This window comes from Curtobacterium sp. ABR8 (genome assembly GCF_057812125.1).
The window spans coordinates 2,310,407-2,330,137 of record NZ_CM173818.1 but is presented as its reverse complement, the minus strand read 5'-3'; the positions used below and the strand labels follow the sequence as shown (position 1 = coordinate 2,330,137).

Below are 19,731 nucleotides of genomic sequence, written 5' to 3'. Positions count from 1 at the left end.
TCCGCGGCTCGCTGACCGTACGCTGCACACACCGCCATCCCCGAGAACGAGGAACGACCACGCATGAGCATGACCCCGGAGCAGGCCACCTGGTTCGCCGACGTCGCAGGCCGCATCGTGACCAACGTCGAGCAGGTGCTCCTCGGGAAGACGTTCGTGATCCGCCTCGCGGTGACGGCGATGCTCAGCGAGGGGCACCTGCTGCTCGAGGACGTCCCCGGCACGGGCAAGACGAGCCTGGCGCGTGCGATGGCGCAGAGCGTGCAGGGGACCACGAACCGCATCCAGTTCACCCCCGACCTGCTGCCCGGCGACATCACCGGCATCAGCGTCTACGACCAGCGCACCCAGGAGTTCGACTTCCACCGCGGCCCGGTCTTCGCCAACATCGTCCTCGCCGACGAGATCAACCGTGCGAGCCCGAAGACGCAGTCGGCCCTGCTCGAGGCGATGGAGGAGTCGGCGATCACCGTCGACGGCGTGAACCACCGCCTGGCGGCCCCGTTCATGGTCATCGCGACGCAGAACCCGATCGAGCAGGCCGGCACGTACCGCCTGCCTGAGGCGCAGCTCGACCGCTTCCTCATGAAGACCTCGATCGGCTACCCGGACCACGCCGCCACGGTGAAGATCCTCGAGACCTCGTCGGCGCCCTCGGCGTCGGTGCCGCTCGCGAGCGTCGTGCCCGCGGCGACGATCACCGAGATGGCCGCGCTGGCGCGCACGGTGCACGTCGACGCCGTCATCGCCGACTACGTCGCACGGCTGGTCGACGCGACGCGTTCGGCCAGCGAGGTCCGCCTCGGCGTCAGCGTCCGTGGCGCCATGGGCCTCATCCGGTCGGCACGTGTGCTCGCTGCGCTGAGCGGCCGCCACTACGTCACCCCGGACGACGTCAAGGCCCTCGCCGTACCGGTGCTGGCGCACCGCCTGGTGCTCGACGCCGAAGCGGAGTTCGACGGTGTCAGCGCGCCGAGCGTCATCGCGCAGCTGCTGGTGGAGACGCCGCCGCCGGCCGACCGAGTCACGACGTGACGGACCGCCGGCCCGTCTCCACGCGCTCGCGCCGTCCGTCCTCGACGCGGTCGCGTCGCGGGACGACGGCGTACGAGCGCACGGGGACGGTCGCCGGCCTGACCAACGTCCGCTCGCGGATCGTCGGTGACCGCGAAGGCGTCGCCGCGGATGCGGTCGTCGGGATCGTCCGGATCTGGGCGACGGCCTGGAGGCTCGTCAAGCGTTCCTGGGGCGAGGTCTCGTCCGTCGTCACCGGGCTCGGTTGGACGGTCGCCGCGCTCACGCTCGTCGCGTTCGTCGCCGGCTACCGGTTCGGCCTGCGCGAGATCGTCGTCGTCGGGTTCGCGGGGGCGGTGCTGGTCGTCGTGGCGGCGATCGCGCTCATCGGCCGGACTCGTCTGGTGATCCGGATGCGCCTGCCGCAGCACCGGGTGGCGGTCGGCGACGAGGCCGGTGTGGTGGTGACGGCGGAGAACCCGACGCGCCTGCCCTCGGTGCCGACGACGGTCGAGGTGCCGGTCGGTCCGGGTCTGGTCGACGTCGCGATCCCGGCGATCGGCGCGCACGGCACGTTCGAGCAGCTGGTGCCGGTGCCGACCGTGCGCCGCGGCGTGCTCGACGTGGGGCCGGTCACCGGTGTCCGTGCCGACCCGGTCGGTCTCGTCCGTCGCGAGGTCGTGTGGACCGCGCGCGAACAGGTCATCGTGCACCCGCGCACGATCGCGATCCCGTCGACGAGCACGGGGCTGGTGCGCGACCTCGAGGGGCAGGCGACCACCGACCTGTCGCCGGCCGACATCGCCTTCCACGCCATCCGCGAGTACATGCCCGGTGACGACCCCCGGACCATCCACTGGAAGTCGACGGCGAAGTCGGGCGCCCTGATGGTACGCCAGTTCGAGGACACGCGCCGCTCGCACCTGGTCGTGGCGCTCGGCATCGCCCGGTCGGAGTTCGGGGACGACGAGGAGTTCGAGCTCGCGGTGAGCGCGGCGGCCTCGCTCGGCGCTCGTGCGATCCGTGACGGCCGGGAGGTCTCGGTCGTCGTGTCCGAACGCACCCCGGAGTTCGCGAAGCGCGCGGTCTACGCGGTGCGGACCCTGCCGACCGTCACCCCCACACGCCTCCTCGACGACTTCGCCTCGGTCGGACTCGCCGATGCCTGCCTGCCCATCGCCGAGGTCTCGCGGATCGTCGGCAGCGACACCGAGGGCATCTCGGTGGCGTTCCTGGTCGTCGGTTCGACGATCGGGTTGCCGGCACTCCGGCTCGCGGCGACGCGCTTCCCGGTCGGGGTCGAGGTCGTCGCGGTGATCTGCGAGCCCGAAGCGCAGCCGCGGTTCCTGCGCGTCGCAGGGCTGACCGTGATGACCATCGGGTACCTGGACGACCTCCGGCACGCCCTCCACCGATCGGCCGCCGCGTGAGCGCCGCTCCGGTGACCACTCCGACGCCGCCGGCAGAGCGTGCTCGCCGGTCGACCCGCCGTTCCCATCGCCGCGATGCCCGACGGCTCGCGCCGTTCCGTCTCGCCGGCGGGACCCTCGTCGTGTGGCTCCTGCTCGCGGTCGCGAGCGTGTCCTGGTGGCCGGTCTACCGCGACGACTCGATGATCGTCGCGGCGGTGACCGCGATCGTCTTCGGCACGCTCGTCGCCCTCGTCGGCGCGGTCCTGCGTCTGCCATTCGTCGTCGTGGCGATCGCGACGGTGGCCGCGTTCACGCTCGCCGGTGTGCCCGCGGCCGTGCCCGGGCAGGCCAACGGGGTCCTGCCCACGGGGCCGGGCTTGCTCGCGCTGTTCGCCGGCGTCGCGCTCGGGTGGAAGCAGCTGGTGACCATCAGCCTGCCGGTCGGGTCGTACGAGGCGCTCCTCGTGCCGTACTTCGTGACGCTCCTCGTCTCCACGGTGACGGCCGTGAGCGTGGCGACCCGGGCCTCCAGGCAGGAACTCGCGAGCATCCCGGCACTGGTGCTGTTCGCGGTCGGGGTGGTCGTCGGGCCGAGTCGGCTGGACACGTCGATCGTGACGGCCGTCGTGCTCGTCGCCGTCGCGCTCGTCTGGGCGCTGACGGTGCGGCACGCGCGTCGCGCGGTCGCCGTCGCGACCACGATCGGGTCGGCGGTGCCGATCGCACGGTCCGTCGTGCGCCCTGCGCTCGTCGGCACGGGCACGATCGTGGCGGCGGCCGTCGTCGCCACCGGGCTCGGTTTGGTCGCGCCGCCCGGGAACGAGCGCACCGTCGCCCGGACCGACGTCGTCAAGCCCTTCGACCCGCGCGACTACGTCAGCCCGCTGAGCGGGTTCCGGGCGTACGAGGAGCGGAGCGCCGCGGACACGGCACAGCTCCGGGTCACCGGACTGCCGGAGAACGGGTTCGTGCGCATCGCGACGCTCGACACCTACGACGGCGTGGTCTACCGCGTCGGCGGGTCGGACGGCTCCTCGGCGTCGGGCACGTTCGAGCGCGTGCCGACGTCGGTCGACGTCCGCGGCGTGGACGGCACGAGGGTGCGCGTCGGGGTGACCGTCGACGGCTACAGCGGGGTCTGGCTGCCGACGGTGGGCGACCTGGAGCGCGTCGAGTTCACCGGAGCCGACGCCGGTGACGAGCGCGGGTCCTTCTTCTACAACGGCTCGACGCAGACCGGCGCCGTGGTCGGCGGTGTCCGTGACGGCACTTCGTACGACCTCACCGCCGTGGTGCCGGACCAGCCGACCGACGAGCAGCTCGCGGCGGCCCGCCCCGGGAGCACAGCGGTCCCGACGGTGCGCGACGTGCCGGACGCCGTCCGCGAGACGGTCGAGGCCACGACCGACGCCGACGCGTCGTCGGGCGCGAAGCTGGTCGCGGTGATCCAGGCCCTCAAGCGCAACGGCTACGTCAGCCACGGCGTCGGTGACGACCGGATGAGCCGTTCCGGGCACGGTGCCGACCGCATCCAGGAGCTCTTGACGTCGCCGCTGATGATCGGCGACCAGGAGCAGTACGCGGCCGCCGCAGCGCTGATGGCCGACGAGCTCGGGTTCCCGGCCCGGGTCGTCATGGGCTTCACCGCCGGCGGCGACTCCGGGTCCGCCGGGGCGTCGGCGAGTGGGGGCACCACCACGTTCCTCGGCTCGGACGTCACCGCCCGTATCGAGGTCGACACCGCGCAGTGGGGATGGGTGATGCTCAACCCGAACCCGAGCGTCCGCGAGATCCCGAACGAGCAGCAGCAGACGCCGCAGCCGGTGACCCGCCCCGAGACCGTCGTGCCGCCACCCCCGGTCGACCAGCAGGACCAGGACCAGCAGGCGCCGCCGCAGAGCGACCGGAACACGCCGCCCGTGCAGCCGCTGTGGCTGCAGATCCTGCTCGCGGCACTGCCCTGGGTGCTCGGTGCGCTCGGGTTGATCGCGCTCGTCCTCCTGCCGTTCGGCGTAATCGTCCTGCTGAAGCGGATCCGTCGTCGTCGGCGTCGTCGCGCACCGACGCCACGCGGCCGCATCGTCGGCGCGTGGGACGAGTACCGCGACGCGCTCCTCGACCGCGGGCACGACGTCGCCGGATCGGCCACCCGGCGCGAGACCGTCGCCGGCGCCCCGGGTGAGGGCGGGACCGGACTGGCCGCGCTCGCGGACCGGGCGGTGTTCGGACCGAGCGACGTCGACCAGGTCGCTGCCGACCGGATGTGGTCGGCGACGGACGATGCCGTCGGGACCCTGCGTGCCGGTCGGACGCGGCGTGAGCGGTTCCGCACTGCCGTGTCGCTCCGGTCCCTGCGCGGACCCGATCGACCGCGCGGGACGACCGGTCAGGGCTCGGCGAGACGCGGTGACTACGATGGCCGGAGGCCTGACGAGCGTCGTGGACGGCCGAGTGAGGACAGAGGCAGACCGTGATCAGATGCGAACACTGTGGATCGATGCTCCCGGACGGGGCGATCTTCTGCGGTGAGTGCGGACGCGCGGTGACCGCCGGGGCGAGCCGCCGGCCGGTCGCTCCGACCCCCGTCGAGCAGGCCCCGCCACCGCCCCTGCAGCAGCCCGACGCCCACGGACGTCGCTCCGATCCGGCCGCCGACGCGTGGTTGCCCGAGTCGACCCTCGACCCCGCCACCCGCGCCTGGCTGACCGGTGCCGACCGCCGCGACACCGAGCCCCCTGCTGCCGTGCCGGTCCAGCGCCCTGACGACCTCGCTCCGCGCGAGGCCCCGTCGCACGTGCACGGTTCGGGTTCGGGCCTCGGCGACTGGTCGAACGCGGCCGCGCAGCCCGGCGCCGCACCTGCTCAGGACGAACAGCCGCTCGACCCGGACGCCTACCGGTCCGAGCCCGCCGACGCCCTGGCCGACGACCCCGAGCGCACGCGCTTGGCCCCCGTCGACGAGCGCCCCGCATCCCCGGCGCCCGCCGACGAGGCCCCGGCCCCGGTGTGGGCGCCGCCCGTCGCTCCCGCCCCGACCGTCGCTCCGAGCGGCCCCTCGTGGTGGGTCGGCCGAGGCGCCGCAGTCGAGTCGGACGCTGCAGCGGAACCGGGGGCGCCGTCGGAACCCGACGTACCCGTCGTGCCGCCGATCCCGACCACGTCTGGTCGCGACACCGACACCTCCTCGGCTGAGGCCACGCAGGACGCGTCTGCCCCCGCGGGGTCCGACGCGGATGCGCCCGGACCGGACGGCGCCGGCGAACAGTCCGCCGCTGTGCCCGTCGTGTCCCCGCCACAGCCGGGGGACACCGCCGTGGTCGAGCCGCTGATCGACCGCCGACCGCCGCGGCCCGCACCCCTCGTGACGCCGGGCATGCACGCCACGACCATCTGCCACGTCTGCGGCAACCGCCTCGAGCCGGACGACATCTTCTGCGGCGAGTGCGGTGCCGTCCGGCCTGCCGTGACCGCCGCCTTCACCGGGCCGGTCGTGCCGCTGCCCATGGCGCGTCCGGACTGGGCGACCGAGCACTCCGGCGAGGAGTCGGCCGGAGCGGGCGGATCGTCGTCGGCCGCCGTGCCGGACGACGAGATCCCGGTCGACGAGACCGCTGCCGGCGAGACCGCTGCCGACGAGATGACGCTCGACGAGGCCGCGACCGACGACGGCGCCTCCGACGACGGCGCCTCCGACGACGGCGCTGCCGACGACGAGTCGGCCCTGCCGGACAGCGAGGCATCCCGGCCGGGTGGGCGTCCCCGCGGCGCACACGCGGCACCGGTCACCGAGCCGTCCGAGCCCGGTGGTGCGGCAGAGTCCGGCGAGTCGCAGGGCGCCGAACGGTCCTGGGCTCCGACGGCGCAGACCCCGCTCGCCGCGCCGCTGCCACCGGTCCCCGGGGCGATGTCGCCCGAGGTCCCGCTCCCGCCGTCGGAGCGTCCCGAGGCCCGTGCTGACGACGACGAACTCGACGAGGACGTCGACGAGACCCGCATCGTCTCGAAGACCCCGACGCGTGCGCCGTTCCTGCTGCACTTCAGCACGGGCGAGCGCTTCGGCGTGCACGGCACCGGACTGCTCGGCCGGCTGCCGCGTCCCCAGCCGGGGGAGCGCTACGACGACCTGCTGACCGTCCACGACCCGGGCAAGTCGGTCTCCAAGACCCACCTCGAACTCGGGCGTGACGGCGACGACCTGTGGGTGTCCGATCGGTTCTCCGGCAACGGCACCGTCGTCCGGCACATCGACGGCTCGATCCGCCGGTGCGAGCCGGGGCGCCGCTACCGCGTGGAGCGCGGTGCACGCGTGGACATCGGCGAGCAGTTCTTCCTCGTGCAGTAGCGGTCCCGACCTTCTCCACAGATCGGTCGAGGCCGCCCCGGCACCGTCGCGCTTCTGGTGCGATGGAGGCATGACCCCGTTCGCTGCTCGGTGCGTCCTGGTCGGGACCGCCATCGTGCTCGTGCTCGCCGGGGTGTTCGCGCCGCTCGACGGCGCCTCCCGTCCGGTGGTGTTCGCAGCCGCCGGGTGCTGCGCGGTGCTGGACGTCCTGCTGGACCGGTACAGTGCGGACGGACACCACGAACCGGGGTCGCTGTCCGGCGACGACTCCGCAGCGACGGTCGAGCCCCTCTGTCCGAGCGCACCCGGACGGCTCCTGCTCGGCCACGGCCCGGACGGTGTCCCGTGGGAGACCGACACGACCGGTCACGTCGTGGTCGTCGGTGCGGGCGCGCTGGCCGCCGCGGTGTTCCAGGCGATCGCCAAACAGCTCCGTGCCACCGCCGACCCGTGCGACGACCTCCGCACGGCCGGCCGACTCGAAACCCCCGCTGGCGAGACCGCGGCGCTGCCCGCCGGCGCGGCGGTACCCGACGGCACGGCGGTGCTCGCGCGGCTCGACCGGTCCGGACGTCCGAGCGGCACGGTCGTGCTCGTGCCGGGCCTCGGCACGATGCCACGGCTCTGGGACGCCGCGGTCGAGGTCACCCGCTACGGCTGCACCGTCCGTCGCCCACCCGACCGACGCGGAGTCACGCTCACACCGGTGCTCCCGGTGCTCCCGGTGCTCTCGGTGCTCCCGCCACTGCCGGAGCTCGTCGGGTGACGGCCTCAGCGCAGGCCGGAGCCGACCCGGACCGCGCCGACCGGCACACCACCGCCGAGCACCTGCTCTCCGGTCGCCGCGAGCACCTCGGCCACGCCGTCGGCACCCACCAACCCGTTCCGCTGCAGCAGGGTCAGTGCTGCGAGGGTGCCCGCGCGCTGCGATCCGTCCAGCACCTTCACCGCGACCGCGGCACCGCCGGGGAGCCCCATGACCATGACGCCCTCGGCACCGAGCTTCGCCAGGACCTGCAGTCGCTCGATCGTGACGGTGTTCGCCCGCCCGACGCCGTCGATCGCCCACGGGTGCGCCAGGACGGCGTCGGTCAGCGCCGCGGAGTCGTCGTCGGCACGGGCGACGACACCGGCGAAGCCGCGTGCGAGTCCGGTCAGCGTGAGCGGGAACACGGGGGCGCCGCAGCCGTCGGTGCCCACCAGGTCCACCGTCTCGTGCGTGTACTCCTCGACCACCGAGCGGACACGCTGCTGCACGGGGTGCTCGATGTCCAGGTACGTCGCCTCGTCCCAGCCGTTGACGCGGCAGGCGGCGAGCATGCCCGCGTGCTTGCCCGAGCAGTTCATCGCCAGGCGTCGGGGACCGTCCATCGTCCGGCCGGTCGCGCGGTCGAAGGGCATGTCCGGCGGGCACCCGAGGTCAGCCTCGACGTGGTCGAACGACTCGAGCATGTGCAGGGCGAGGGCTTGGTGCGCGGCGGTGCCGGCATGGCTCGCGGTGGTGAGGACGAGTTCCTCGTCGGAGAACAGGGCACCGGCGCGGCGGACGGCGAGGGCCTGGAACGGCTTCATCGTCGAGCGCGGGTAGATGCTGGCGGTGGCGTCGCCGACCGAGTCGACCACGGCTCCCGCGGAGTCGACCACGACCCCGGCGCCGATGTGCCGGCTCTCGTCGAACCCGGACCGGTCGAGGACCGCGAGTTCGACCGACCCGTCGGCGGTGAGAGGATGGCGATCAGTGCGGACTTCGTGGCTCACCGTCATGCCGCCATGCTAGCCAGGGCGGACGACCGCCAGCGACGCCGACGAAGGGGCACCCGCGTGCAGGACCACACCTACGAGGTCTCCGTCAGCTGGACGGGGGACCGGGGCACCGGTACCTCCGGCTACCGCGACTACGGCCGCGACCACGTCGTGTCGGCAGTCGGCAAGCCCGACGTGCCCGGCTCCGCCGACCCCACGTTCCGCGGTGACCGCGACCGCTGGAACCCGGAGGAACTCGTCGTCGCGGCGTTGGCCCAGTGCCACATGCTCAGCTACCTGCACGTCGCGGTCACCCAGGGCTTCACCGTCGTCGACTACCGTGACACGGCCACGGCGTCGCTGAACCTGAACCGCGACGGCTCGGGCGAGCTCACCGGGGCGACCCTGCACCCGGTCGTGACGATCCTCGAGGCCGACCGCGTCGCCGATGCCGAAGCCGCGCACGCCACCGCCAACCAGCTCTGCTTCATCGCGCGTTCCGTCGCCTTCCCGGTGCACCACGAGGCCGAGACGGTCGTCCGTGCCGCGACATTGGCAGGGGACTCTTCGGCACGTGGGGCAGACTAGGGTCCCGTGAAGCGTCTGCGCCTGCTCCCGATCGCCCTCGTCCCCGCCGTCGTGCTGGGACTCGCCGCATGCTCCGGCTCCGGTTCGGACGGGTCCACGGCGTCACCGACCCCGACCGCCAGTGCCACCGCCTCGGCGATCACGTCCTGCCCGGACCCGGGCAAGTCGTCCGACGCGATCCGTGCGACCGGCTCGTTCGGCGGCGCGAAGGCCCCGACGGTCAAGTTCGAGGCCGGCCTGTCGGCGAAGACCCCGCAGGCCACCAAGCTCGTGACGGGCAAGGGCGCGTCGCTCGACGAGGGCGACTACGCCCAGGTGTCGTACACGGTCTACGAGGCGTCCGACGCCAAGAAGCTCGGCACCGTCGGCTTCGACGAGGGCAACCCGCAGGTCCTGTCCGTCGGCGGCTCGGGCTTCGGAGCCCTGCTCGCCTGCTCGAAGGTCGGCGACCGCGTCGCCGCGGTCGGCCAGTCGTCGGCGCTCGGGTTCAACACCGGCGGCGAGATCGTCGTGGTCGCGGACGTCGTCGCACAGACCCCCACCAAGGCGAACGGCACCCCGCAGGACCAGGATCCCGGCCTGCCGACGGTGAAGGACAAGGCGTCCGGCGAGCCGGAGATCACGATCCCCGACGGCGTGAAGGCCCCGACCAAGACGACCGTCGAGGTCCTCAAGCAGGGCGACGGCGCGTCCATCGCCGACGGCGACACCGCCCTCGTGCAGTACAAGGGCGTCGTCTACAGCACCGGCAAGGAGTTCGACTCCTCGTGGTCGAAGGGTGCCCCGACGACCTTCACGGTCTCCGAGAGCGCGCTCATCAAGGGCTTCGTCACCGGGCTCGTCGGCCAGAAGGTCGGTTCCCAGGTGCTGATCGTCGCCACGCCGGAGGACGCCTACGGTGCGAACCCGCAGGAGGGCTCGGGCATCCCGAAGAACGCCACCCTGGTCTTCGTGGTCGACATCCTCGCGAAGGGCTGACCGTGGCGCGGCGCCGCATCGTCGTCCTCGGCAGCACCGGCTCGATCGGCACGCAGGCGCTCGACGTCGTCGCCCGCAACCCCGAGCGGTTCGAGGTCGTCGGCCTGACCGCCGGCAGCAACCGCGACCTGGTCGCCGAGCAGGCCGGACGGTTCGGCGTGCGCGACACGGCGTTCGGGGCGCACGACTCCGAGCAGCTCGTCCGCAGCGTCGCGGCCGACGTCGTCCTGAACGGCATCACGGGGTCGGTCGGCCTCGGGCCGACGCTCGCGGCACTCGAGACCGGCGCGACGCTGGCGCTCGCGAACAAGGAGAGCCTCATCGTGGGCGGTTCCCTGGTGCAGCAGGCTGCAGCGCCGGGCCAGATCGTCCCCGTGGACAGCGAGCACTCGGCGATCGCGCAAGCGCTCCGCTCCGGTGCCGACACCGAGGTGCAGCGCCTCGTCCTGACCGCGAGCGGCGGACCGTTCCGTGGTCGCACGCGTGCGGACCTCCGCGACGTCACGCCCGCGCAGGCGCTGGCGCACCCGACGTGGGACATGGGCCTCGTCGTCACGACGAACTCCGCCACGCTCGTCAACAAGGGGCTCGAGGTCATCGAGGCGCACCTGCTCTTCGGTGTGCCGTACGACCGCATCGACGTCACGGTGCACGCGCAGTCGATCGTGCACTCGATGGTCGAGTTCGTCGACGGTTCCACCATCGCCCAGGCCTCGCCGCCGGACATGCGCCTGCCCATCGCGCTCGGTCTCGCCTGGCCGGACCGGGTGCCCGGCGTCGGCGTGCCGCTCGACTGGACCACGGCGAGCACCTGGACCTTCGAGCCGCTCGACACCGACGCGTTCGGTGCCGTCGCCCTCGCGAAGCGCGTCGGCGAACTCGGCGGGACCTTCCCCGCCGTGTTCAACGCGGCGAACGAGCAGGCAGTGGCCGCGTTCCACGCGGGCGCCATCGGGTTCCTCGACATCGTCGACACCGTCGAGCGCGTCGTCGACGAGCACGTGGTGGGGGAGCCGTCACTCGACGGCGTGCTGGCTGCCGAGCACTGGGCCCGCGCCGCGGCGGACCGCGCGCTGACCCGCTGACGCGATCCGCGCCTCCCGTCGGTCGCCTGGTCACCACGTGACGGACTGGGCCCACACCGCCGGTCCCGGCGCGACGCGCCAGCGGCGGGACGGCCGTGCCGATGGGGAGAGGCCCGTCCCACCTCTCAGACGGCGCTCGGCTCCGTCATGGCAACCGTCCCGTACCCTTTCCCGGTGACCGTCGAATCCGTCCTGCTCTTCGTCCTCGGCGTGGTCGTCTTCATCATCGGCCTGCTGGTCTCGATCGGACTCCACGAGCTGGGGCACCTGTCCTTCGCGAAGCTGTTCAACGTCAAGGTGACGCAGTACTCGCTGGGGTTCGGCAAGGCCATGTGGTCGTTCAAGCGGGGTGAGACCGAGTACGGCATCCGCCCGATCCTGCTCGGCGGGTACATCTCGATGGTCGGCATGCTCAAGCCGCGTGCCTCCGGCCGTCCGAGCGCGATCACGAACACCGGCATGTACGGGGCGTTCGTGCAGGACGCCCGCCAGGCAAGCGCCGAGCAGATCGCGGACTCGGGCGGCGACGACTCCCGCGCCTTCTACCGACTGACCCCCTGGAAGCGCATCATCGTGATGGTCGCGGGCCCCGCGATGAACCTGGTGATCGGCATCGTGCTGTTCGGCGTGCTGCTGTGCGGCTTCGGATCACCGACCACGACCTTCACGTCGAGCGTCGACTGCGTCCTGCCGACCAGCCAGGCGACCGAGTGCACCTCGGGCGACGCGGAGTCGCCCGCGAAACAGGCCGGCATCGCGTCCGGCGACGTCGTGCTCTCGGTGAACGGTGAGCAGGACCCGACCATCGCGCGCGTCTCCGAGGTCTTCCAGGAGTCGGCCGGCGAGCAGGTCACGGTCGTCGTCGAGCGCGACGGTGCTCGAAAGACGCTCGAGATCACCCCGACAACCGCCACCCGTGACGTCTACGACGCCGAGGGCAAGGTCGTCACGAACGACGACGGCACCACGAAGACCCAGCAGGTCGGTGTCGTCGGCGTCAGCATCGGGCAGTCGCTCGTGCGGCAGTCGCCGGCCGAGGTCCTGCCCGCGACGGGTGCGCAGATCGCCGCGTCGGCGCACCTCATCATCGACCTGCCACAGCGTCTGGTGGCCGTCTGGAACGCGGCGTTCGGCGCACAGGAGCGGTCGCAGGACAGCCCCGTGTCGGTCGTCGGTGTCGGCCGCGCGATCGGCGAGGTCTCATCGATGAGCGGCGTGCCGGTGGTCGACAAGGCGTACACGATCCTCGGGCTGCTGGCCTCGTTGAACATCGGCCTGTTCGTGCTGAACATGGTGCCGCTGCTGCCGCTCGACGGCGGGCACATCGCCGGCGCCCTGTGGGAGGCGATCAAGCGACGGTCCTTCGCGCTCGTCGGCAAGTCGGACCCGGGCCCCATCGACCTGGCGAAGACGATGCCGCTCACGATGGTCGTCGTGGTGCTGCTGGCGGGGATGAGCGCGCTGCTGATCTACGCCGACATCGTGCGGCCCGTGAACCTGTTCGGGTAGTCGCTGCGGCGCTACGCTCAGCGGATGAGCACAGCGCCCACGAACTCCGGGCCCACCACCGCCGCGCCCGAGGTCCGCACCGTCGAACGGCAGGGTCTCGACGTCATCGCCGAGTCCGACCGCAAGGGCACCCCGCGGGGACTGTTCTGGCCGTGGTTCGCGGCGAACATCTCCGTCCTCGGCATCGCCTACGGGTCCTTCGTCGTCAGCTTCGGCATCTCGTTCTGGCAGGCCACCGTCGTCTCGGTCATCGGGGTGGTGTTCTCGTTCCTGCTGTGCGGCATCGTCGCGATCGCCGGCAAGCGGGGGTCGGCGCCGACGATGGTGCTGAGCCGCGCGGCCTTCGGGGTCCGCGGCAACCGGGTGCCCTCGTTCCTCAGCTGGATCCTCACCGTCGGGTGGGAGACTTCGCTGGCCGCACTGGCGGTCCTCGCGACCTCGACGGTCTTCACCGAGCTCGGCTGGGACGGCGGGGTGCTGACGAAGGTCGTCGCCCTCGTCGTGGTCGCCGCGCTCGTGGTCGGGGCCGGCGTCGCGGGCTTCGACGTGATCATGCGCCTGCAGACCTGGATCACGGTCATCACGGGGGTGCTCACCGTCGTCTACGTCGTGCTCGCCGTGCCGTCCATCGACTTCGCCGCGGTCGCCGCGATGCCGACGGGCAGCAGCCAGCAGTTCATCGGTGCGCTCGTGCTCGTGATGACCGGCTTCGGGCTGGGCTGGGTGAACGCCGCGGCCGACTACTCGCGGTACCTGCCTCGGTCGTCGTCCACCGGGGGAGTCGTCGGGTGGACGACCTTCGGCGGTGCCCTCGCACCGGCGATCCTCGTGGTCTTCGGTGTCCTGCTCGCCGGGTCCTCGCCGGACCTGAACGTGGCGATCGGTGCCGACCCGATCGGCGCGCTCACCACGATCCTGCCGGTGTGGTTCCTGATCCCCTTCGCCCTCGTCGCGATCCTCGGGCTCGTCGGCGGCGCGGTGCTCGACATCTACTCGTCGGGCCTCGCGCTGCTGAGCGTCGGCGTGAAGATCCCGCGGCCGGTGGCCGCCGGGGTCGACGGTGTGTTCATGGTGGCGGGTGCGATCTACATCGCGTTCTTCGCGAAGGACTTCGTCGGTCCGTTCCAGGCGTTCCTCATCACCCTCGGCGTGCCGATCGCAGTGTGGGCCGGCATCTTCGTCGCCGACGTCCTGCTGCGTCGCGCGGCGTACGCAGAGGGCGAGCTCGACGACCGACGCGGCCGGTACGGCGACGTCCGGTGGGGTGCGATCGCCCTGGTCGCGGTCGGCACGGCGCTCGGGTGGGGCCTCGTCACGCTGGCGTCGCCGGCCTGGTTGTCGTGGCAGGGGTACCTGCTCGAGCCGCTCGGCCTCGGCGGACGGAAGGGCGCCTGGGCCTACGCGAACCTCGGTGTGCTGGTCGCCCTGGTCGTCGGGTTCCTCGGCACCCTGCTGTTCGCCCGGGGCTCCGTCCGGCGCCAGGAAGCACAGCGGTGAGCGGAGCGGTGAGCACGTCGGGGAGCACGAGCGTCCCCGACGACGCCTGGCTCGTCGTCATCGACATGCAGCAGGTCTTCACGGGGGAGTCCCCGTGGGCGGCGCCGCGGTACGACCACGCCGGGGTAGGCATCGAACGCCTGCTGCCCCGGTTCACCGGACGTACGGTGTTCACCCGGTTCGTCGCGCCCCAGCGCCCGCAGGGCGCCTGGGTGCCGTACTACCGCGAGTGGCCCTTCGCCCTCGTGCCGGACGCCGATCCGCTGTACGCGCTGACCGAGCCCTTCGCGAGTGCGGCAGGGGACCGGAACGACCCCGTCGTGACCGAGCCGACGTTCGGCAAGTGGGGGACGGGCCTCCAGGCCGTCGTCGGCGACCACCCGCACCTGGTGCTCACGGGCGTGTCGACCGACTGCTGCGTCCTGTCCACAGCCCTGGCGGCGGCGGACGCCGGAGCGACCGTGACGGTCGTGGCGGACGCCTGCGCCGGGGCGAGCGACGCGGACCACGAGCGCGCCCTCGACGCAATGCGGCTGTACGCGCCGCTCATCACCGTGGTGGACAGCGCCGCGCGGCTCTGAACGTCCGGTGTGACCGGGCCGGGTCGATCAGAGCGAGCGCGTAGAGTGCTCACGTGCCCGCTGTGAACCTCGGTATGCCCAAGTCGCCCGAAACCCTCGCCCCCCGACGCAAGTCGCGCCAGATCCGGGTCGGCAAGGTGCTCGTGGGCGGCGACGCTCCGGTGTCCGTCCAGTCGATGACCACGACCCCGACGACGAACATCAACGCGACGCTGCAGCAGATCGCCGAGCTCACGGCCTCCGGCTGCGACATCGTCCGGGTCGCCGTGCCGACGCAGGAAGACGCCGACGCGCTGCCGATCATCGCGAAGAAGTCGCAGATCCCCGTCATCGCAGACATCCACTTCCAGCCGAAGTACGTGTTCCAGGCGATCGACGCCGGCTGCGCCGCGGTCCGCGTGAACCCGGGCAACATCCGCAAGTTCGACGACCAGGTCGGCGCGATCGCCGCCGCAGCGAAGGCCGCCGGGGTGAGCCTGCGCATCGGCGTCAACGCCGGGTCGCTCGAGCCGAGCCTGCTGCAGAAGTACGGCAAGGCCACGCCCGAGGCACTCGTCGAGTCCGCCGTGTGGGAAGCCAGCCTGTTCGAGGAGCACGACTTCCACGACTTCAAGATCTCGGTCAAGCACAACGACCCGATCGTCATGGTCAAGGCCTACCGACAGCTCGCCGCCGCCGGTGACTGGCCGCTGCACCTCGGCGTGACCGAGGCCGGCCCGGAGTTCCAGGGCACCATCAAGAGCGCCACCGCGTTCGGCATCCTGCTGGCCGAGGGCATCGGCGACACCATCCGCGTGTCCCTGTCCGCGCCGCCCGCGCAAGAGGTCAAGGTCGGGCTGCAGATCCTGCAGTCCCTCAACCTGCGCGAGCGCAAGCTCGAGATCGTCTCCTGCCCGAGCTGCGGCCGGGCCCAGGTCGACGTCTACCAGCTGGCGAACGACGTCACCAAGGGGCTCGAGGGCATGTCCGTCCCCCTGCGCGTCGCCGTCATGGGCTGCGTCGTGAACGGCCCGGGCGAAGCCCGCGAGGCCGACCTCGGCGTGGCGTCGGGCAACGGCAAGGGCCAGATCTTCGTCAAGGGCAAGGTCGTCAAGACGGTGCCGGAGCACGAGATCGTGCAGACGCTCATCGCCGAGGCGAACCGCATCGCCGACGAGATGGGCCCCGAGGCCGCGCTCGGCAGCCCTGAGGTCATCACCACCCCGTAGCGCGCTCCGGCACGGTGCGGATTCCGCCACCGTGTGCCGGGTTGACGGCTCGGTGCGGCGTCAGAGGGCGGCACGGTGCGGCTGAGGCCGCACTGGTCGGTGAACCTCGCACGGTGCGCGTCCGGCCGCGACGAGCGTTGCGGGCGTCCCGGACGGGCGTCCCGGACGGGAGGCCCGTGGCGGCGTGGCACCGGGCGCCCCGTCCGCACCGTGCGGACTTCGCGAACCCGTGACGGGTCAGCAGTCCGGTGCGCGCTTGTGACCCCGCACGATGCGGCAGGCGCCGCACCGTGCGGCGAACCTCGCACGGTGCGTGCCCGCCCGTGCCTCGCGCCGTGCGGCGAACCTCGCACGGTGCGCGTCCGCCCGCCCCGCACGGCGCGCGCACGCCGCTAGGCTGGCCCCGTGGTCACACGGCTTTCGCATCTGTTCCTCCGTACGCTCCGCGACGACCCCTCCGACGCCGAGGTGACGAGCCACAAGCTGCTCGTCCGCGCCGGGTACGTCCGTCGCCAGTCCCCGGGGATCTTCGCCTGGCTGCCGCTCGGTCTCCGGGTGCGCGCCAAGATCGAGGGGATCATCCGCGACGAGATGGTCGCCGCCGGTGCGCAGGAGGTCCTGCTGCCGGCGCTGCTGCCGCGCGAGCCGTACGAGGCGACGAACCGCTGGACCGAGTACGGCGACGGCATGTTCCGCCTGCAGGACCGCAAGGGTTCCGACTACCTGCTCGCCCCGACGCACGAAGAGATGTTCGCGCTGCTGGTGAAGGACCTGTACTCGTCGTACAAGGACCTGCCCGTCACGCTGTTCCAGATCCAGGACAAGTACCGCGACGAGGCCCGGCCCCGCGCCGGCCTGCTGCGCGGTCGCGAGTTCACCATGAAGGACGCGTACTCGTTCGACCTCACCGACGAGGGCCTCGAGCGCAGCTACCAGGTGATGCGCGACGCGTACGAGAAGATCTTCGCGCGCCTCGGCCTCGAGTACGTCATCGTCAAGGCGGACGCCGGCGCGATGGGCGGCTCCAAGTCGGAGGAGTTCCTGCACCCGATCGCCGTCGGCGAGGACACCTTCGTCCGCAGCGCGAACGGCTACGCGGCGAACGTCGAGGCCTACGTCACGCCCGTGCCCGCGTCGCTGCCGATCGAGGGCCAGCCCGAGGCGGTGCTCCTGCCCGCGTCCGACACCCCGACGATCGACACGCTCGTCGCCCACGCGAACGAGGTCGCGCCGCGTGACGGCGCGCCGTGGACCGCGGCGGACACGCTCAAGAACGTCGTCCTCGCGCTCACCCACCTGGACGGCACGCGCGAGGTCGTGGTCGTCGGGCTGCCCGGTGACCGCGACGTCGACCTGAAGCGTGCCGAGGTCGCGTTCGCCCCGGCCGAGGTCGAGGCCGCAGGCGACGACGACTTCAAGAAGCACAAGGGCCTGGTCAAGGGGTACATCGGTCCGCAGGTCCTCGGTGCCGACAGCGCCACGGGCATCCGGTACTTCGTCGACCCGCGCGTGGTCGACGGCACCGCCTGGGTCACCGGCGCCAACGAGCGCGGCGTGCACGTCTCCGGCCTCGTCGCCGGCCGTGACTTCGTGGCCGACGGTGTCGCCGAGGTCTCCGACGTCCGTGCAGGGGACCCGTCGCCCGACGGCTCCGGTCCGCTCGAGACCGCCCGCGGCATGGAGATCGGGCACGTCTTCCAGCTCGGCCGCAAGTACGCCGAGGCCCTCGGGCTCAAGGTGCAGGACGAGAACGGCAAGCTCGCGACGGTCACGATGGGCTCGTACGGCATCGGCGTGACGCGCATCCTGGCGATCCTGGCCGAGGCCCACAACGACGAGAAGGGCCTGGCCTGGCCGAAGAACGTCGCGCCGTTCGACGTGCACATCGTCGCGACCGGCCGTGACCAGGTCGCCTACGACCTGGCGACGTCGATCGTCGCCGAGCTCGAGGGCGAGCGGTTCGACGTGCTCTACGACGACCGTCCGAAGGTGTCGCCGGGCGTGAAGCTGCGCGACGCGGAGCTGCTCGGCATGCCGATCGTGGTCGTCGCCGGCCGCGGCGCCGCCGACGGCGTCGTCGAGCTGTGGAACCGGGCCAGCGGCGAACGCCGCGACGTGCCGGTCGCCGAGCTGCTCGACGCGGTCCGCGCGATCTAGCGGGTCGCGTCCTGGACGTGCGCACCTGACGGACGGGAGGCCCGTGGCGACGCCGCCACGGGCCTCCCGTGCATCCGTGCTCGGGTCCGCGAGCCGCAGTGCGGTACGCTTGTGGCCGACTTCTGCGACGGTTCCATCCGCAGGAGCGACTCATCTGAATACGGAGGCACCTCGGTGAAGATCGATCTCGCAGTCCTGCGACTCATGGAGCGCGAGCGGGAGATCCCGTTCGACGAACTGGTCCAGATCATCGAATCTGCCATCCTGACCGCCTACCAGAAGCACGCCGAGGAGAACGGCGAGCCGGCCCACGCGCAGTCGCGTGTCGAGCTCGACCGCAAGTCCGGCGAGGTCAGCGTCTACGTCCCCGAGCTCGACGACGAGGGCACCGTCATCGGTGAAGCCGTCGACCAGCCCAGCGACTTCGGCCGCATCGCGGCGTTCGCGGCGAAGCAGGTCATCAACCAGCGCCTGCGCGACATCGGCGACGACAAGATCCTCGGCGAGTTCCGCGGCAAGGAAGGCGACATCGTCGCCGGTGTGGTCCAGCAGGGACCGAACCCGCGCATGGTGATGGTCGACCTCGGCACGGTTGAGGCGATCCTGCCGCCGGAGGAACAGGTCCCCGGGGAGTCCTACGCACACGGTTCCCGCATCCGCGTGTACGTGACGAGCGTCGCCCGTGGCAACAAGGGTCCGCAGATCACGGTGTCGCGCACGCACCCGGGCCTGGTCCGGAAGCTCTTCGCCCTCGAGGTCCCGGAGATCGCCTCGGGCGTCGTGGAGATCACGTCGCTCGCGCGTGAAGCCGGTCACCGCACGAAGATCGCGGTCAAGGCGAACGAACCCGGCGTGAACGCGAAGGGCGCCTGCATCGGCGAGCTCGGCGCGCGCGTCCGCGCCGTCACGAACGAGCTCGGCGCCGAGAAGGTCGACATCGTGGACTGGTCCCCGGACCTGTCGGCGTTCGTCGCGAGTGCCCTGTCGCCGGCCAAGGTGACGAGCGCCTTCGTGCTCGATGCATCGACCAAGGCCGTCCGCGCGCTCGTGCCCGACTACCAGCTGTCGCTCGCGATCGGCAAGGAAGGGCAGAACGCCCGCCTCGCCGCCAAGCTCACCGGGGCCCGGATCGACATCCAGCCGGACTCCATCCTGGACGGCGACGACTAGGGCGATTTCGCCGCCGGCGTGTCCAGAAGGGCGCGCCGGATCGCGCACGTCCGAGGCAAGGAGTAGAGTGGTTCCCGTCAGAACGTGCATCGGCAGTCGTCGTCGCGCTTCCCGATCCTCACTCCTCCGAGTCGTCGCCCTGAGCGATGGCCGCGTCGTGGCGGATCCGAAGGCAGTCATGCCGGGCCGGGGAGCATGGCTCACACCGACCGTCGATGCCTACGATCTGGCCGTCAAGCGCAGGGCTTTCCGCCGTGCGCTCCGGTTGGATCGCGATCCCGACACGTCCGCGGTGCTCGACCACATCGTCGGTCTCCCACAGGAGTCGACCGAGCGCCCGGACATGACAGAACAGGCTGAACGGCTTATGGACAACTGATGAGCGGCTCGAAATGAGACCCGTCATCCATTGAGTCCTGCCCTTTACGGGGTGGGACCCGTGAAGGA

The 19,731-nt window shown here is 71.9% G+C and carries 16 protein-coding genes; 15 read left to right on the top strand and 1 reads right to left on the bottom strand.

Going from position 1 to position 19,731, the window contains the following annotated elements; all coding sequences use genetic code 11:
- Positions 1–63: 63 nt before the first annotated feature.
- The 5 genes from ACXKZB_RS11130 (at position 64) to ACXKZB_RS11110 (ending at position 7,534) form a co-directional block, all read left to right on the top strand.
- A complete protein-coding gene (locus ACXKZB_RS11130) occupies positions 64–1,035 on the top strand; it encodes an AAA family ATPase (protein ID WP_123294288.1) in 972 nt (323 codons plus the stop codon).
- A complete protein-coding gene (locus ACXKZB_RS11125; protein ID WP_123312405.1) occupies positions 1,032–2,444 on the top strand; it encodes a DUF58 domain-containing protein in 1,413 nt (470 codons plus the stop codon). The genes ACXKZB_RS11130 and ACXKZB_RS11125 overlap by 4 nt, the downstream gene beginning before the upstream one ends.
- An 11-nt stretch (positions 2,445–2,455) precedes the next feature.
- On the top strand, positions 2,456–4,900 hold the full coding sequence (locus ACXKZB_RS11120) for a transglutaminaseTgpA domain-containing protein (RefSeq protein WP_488823166.1): 2,445 nt from the start codon (positions 2,456–2,458) through the stop codon (positions 4,898–4,900).
- A complete protein-coding gene (locus ACXKZB_RS11115; RefSeq protein ID WP_488823165.1) occupies positions 4,897–6,768 on the top strand; it encodes a zinc-ribbon domain-containing protein in 1,872 nt (623 codons plus the stop codon). Before ACXKZB_RS11120 ends, ACXKZB_RS11115 begins: the two co-directional genes overlap by 4 nt.
- Positions 6,769–6,838: 70 nt before the next feature.
- Positions 6,839–7,534, top strand: coding sequence for a hypothetical protein (locus ACXKZB_RS11110; RefSeq protein WP_488823164.1), 696 nt, complete (start codon positions 6,839–6,841; stop codon positions 7,532–7,534).
- A 5-nt stretch (positions 7,535–7,539) separates the two neighbouring features.
- Here the strand turns inward: ACXKZB_RS11110 and ACXKZB_RS11105 are convergent, their stop codons facing one another.
- Positions 7,540–8,532, bottom strand: a complete 993-nt coding sequence (locus ACXKZB_RS11105) for an asparaginase (RefSeq protein WP_222657830.1) — start codon at positions 8,530–8,532, stop codon at positions 7,540–7,542.
- A gap of 57 nt (positions 8,533–8,589) precedes the next feature.
- On the opposite strand from ACXKZB_RS11105, the gene ACXKZB_RS11100 reads away from it, so the two are divergent.
- From ACXKZB_RS11100 to ACXKZB_RS11055, 10 genes are all read left to right on the top strand, one after another.
- Positions 8,590–9,099, top strand: a complete 510-nt coding sequence (locus tag ACXKZB_RS11100) for an OsmC family protein (protein WP_260233016.1) — start codon at positions 8,590–8,592, stop codon at positions 9,097–9,099.
- Positions 9,100–9,105: 6 nt separating this feature from the next.
- Positions 9,106–10,077 (top strand): FKBP-type peptidyl-prolyl cis-trans isomerase, encoded by a 972-nt coding sequence (locus ACXKZB_RS11095; RefSeq protein WP_222657829.1) that lies wholly within the window; start codon positions 9,106–9,108, stop codon positions 10,075–10,077.
- A gap of 2 nt (positions 10,078–10,079) precedes the next feature.
- Positions 10,080–11,162, top strand: a complete 1,083-nt coding sequence (gene dxr, locus ACXKZB_RS11090; protein WP_488823163.1) for a 1-deoxy-D-xylulose-5-phosphate reductoisomerase — start codon at positions 10,080–10,082, stop codon at positions 11,160–11,162.
- Positions 11,163–11,336: 174 nt separating this feature from the next.
- A complete protein-coding gene (locus ACXKZB_RS11085; protein ID WP_488823162.1) occupies positions 11,337–12,671 on the top strand; it encodes a M50 family metallopeptidase in 1,335 nt (444 codons plus the stop codon).
- A 24-nt stretch (positions 12,672–12,695) separates the two neighbouring features.
- On the top strand, positions 12,696–14,168 hold the full coding sequence (locus ACXKZB_RS11080; RefSeq protein ID WP_488823161.1) for a purine-cytosine permease family protein: 1,473 nt from the start codon (positions 12,696–12,698) through the stop codon (positions 14,166–14,168).
- Positions 14,165–14,749, top strand: coding sequence for a cysteine hydrolase family protein (locus tag ACXKZB_RS11075; RefSeq protein ID WP_263090594.1), 585 nt, complete (start codon positions 14,165–14,167; stop codon positions 14,747–14,749). Before ACXKZB_RS11080 ends, ACXKZB_RS11075 begins: the two co-directional genes overlap by 4 nt.
- Before the next feature lie 74 nt (positions 14,750–14,823).
- Positions 14,824–15,957 carry a flavodoxin-dependent (E)-4-hydroxy-3-methylbut-2-enyl-diphosphate synthase gene (gene ispG / locus ACXKZB_RS11070; protein ID WP_111083888.1) on the top strand — a complete coding sequence of 378 codons (1,134 nt, stop codon included), beginning with the start codon at positions 14,824–14,826 and terminating at the stop codon, positions 15,955–15,957.
- Between the two features lie 405 nt (positions 15,958–16,362).
- Positions 16,363–18,114, top strand: coding sequence for a proline--tRNA ligase (locus ACXKZB_RS11065; RefSeq protein ID WP_340197610.1), 1,752 nt, complete (start codon positions 16,363–16,365; stop codon positions 18,112–18,114).
- Between the two features lie 174 nt (positions 18,115–18,288).
- Positions 18,289–19,284, top strand: a complete 996-nt coding sequence (nusA, locus tag ACXKZB_RS11060; protein WP_111083890.1) for a transcription termination factor NusA — start codon at positions 18,289–18,291, stop codon at positions 19,282–19,284.
- A 67-nt stretch (positions 19,285–19,351) separates the two neighbouring features.
- The gene (locus ACXKZB_RS11055) at positions 19,352–19,663 is read left to right on the top strand and encodes a YlxR family protein (protein WP_221180542.1); all 312 of its coding nucleotides are present in this window, start codon (positions 19,352–19,354) and stop codon (positions 19,661–19,663) included.
- The last annotated feature ends 68 nt before the right edge of the window (positions 19,664–19,731 follow it).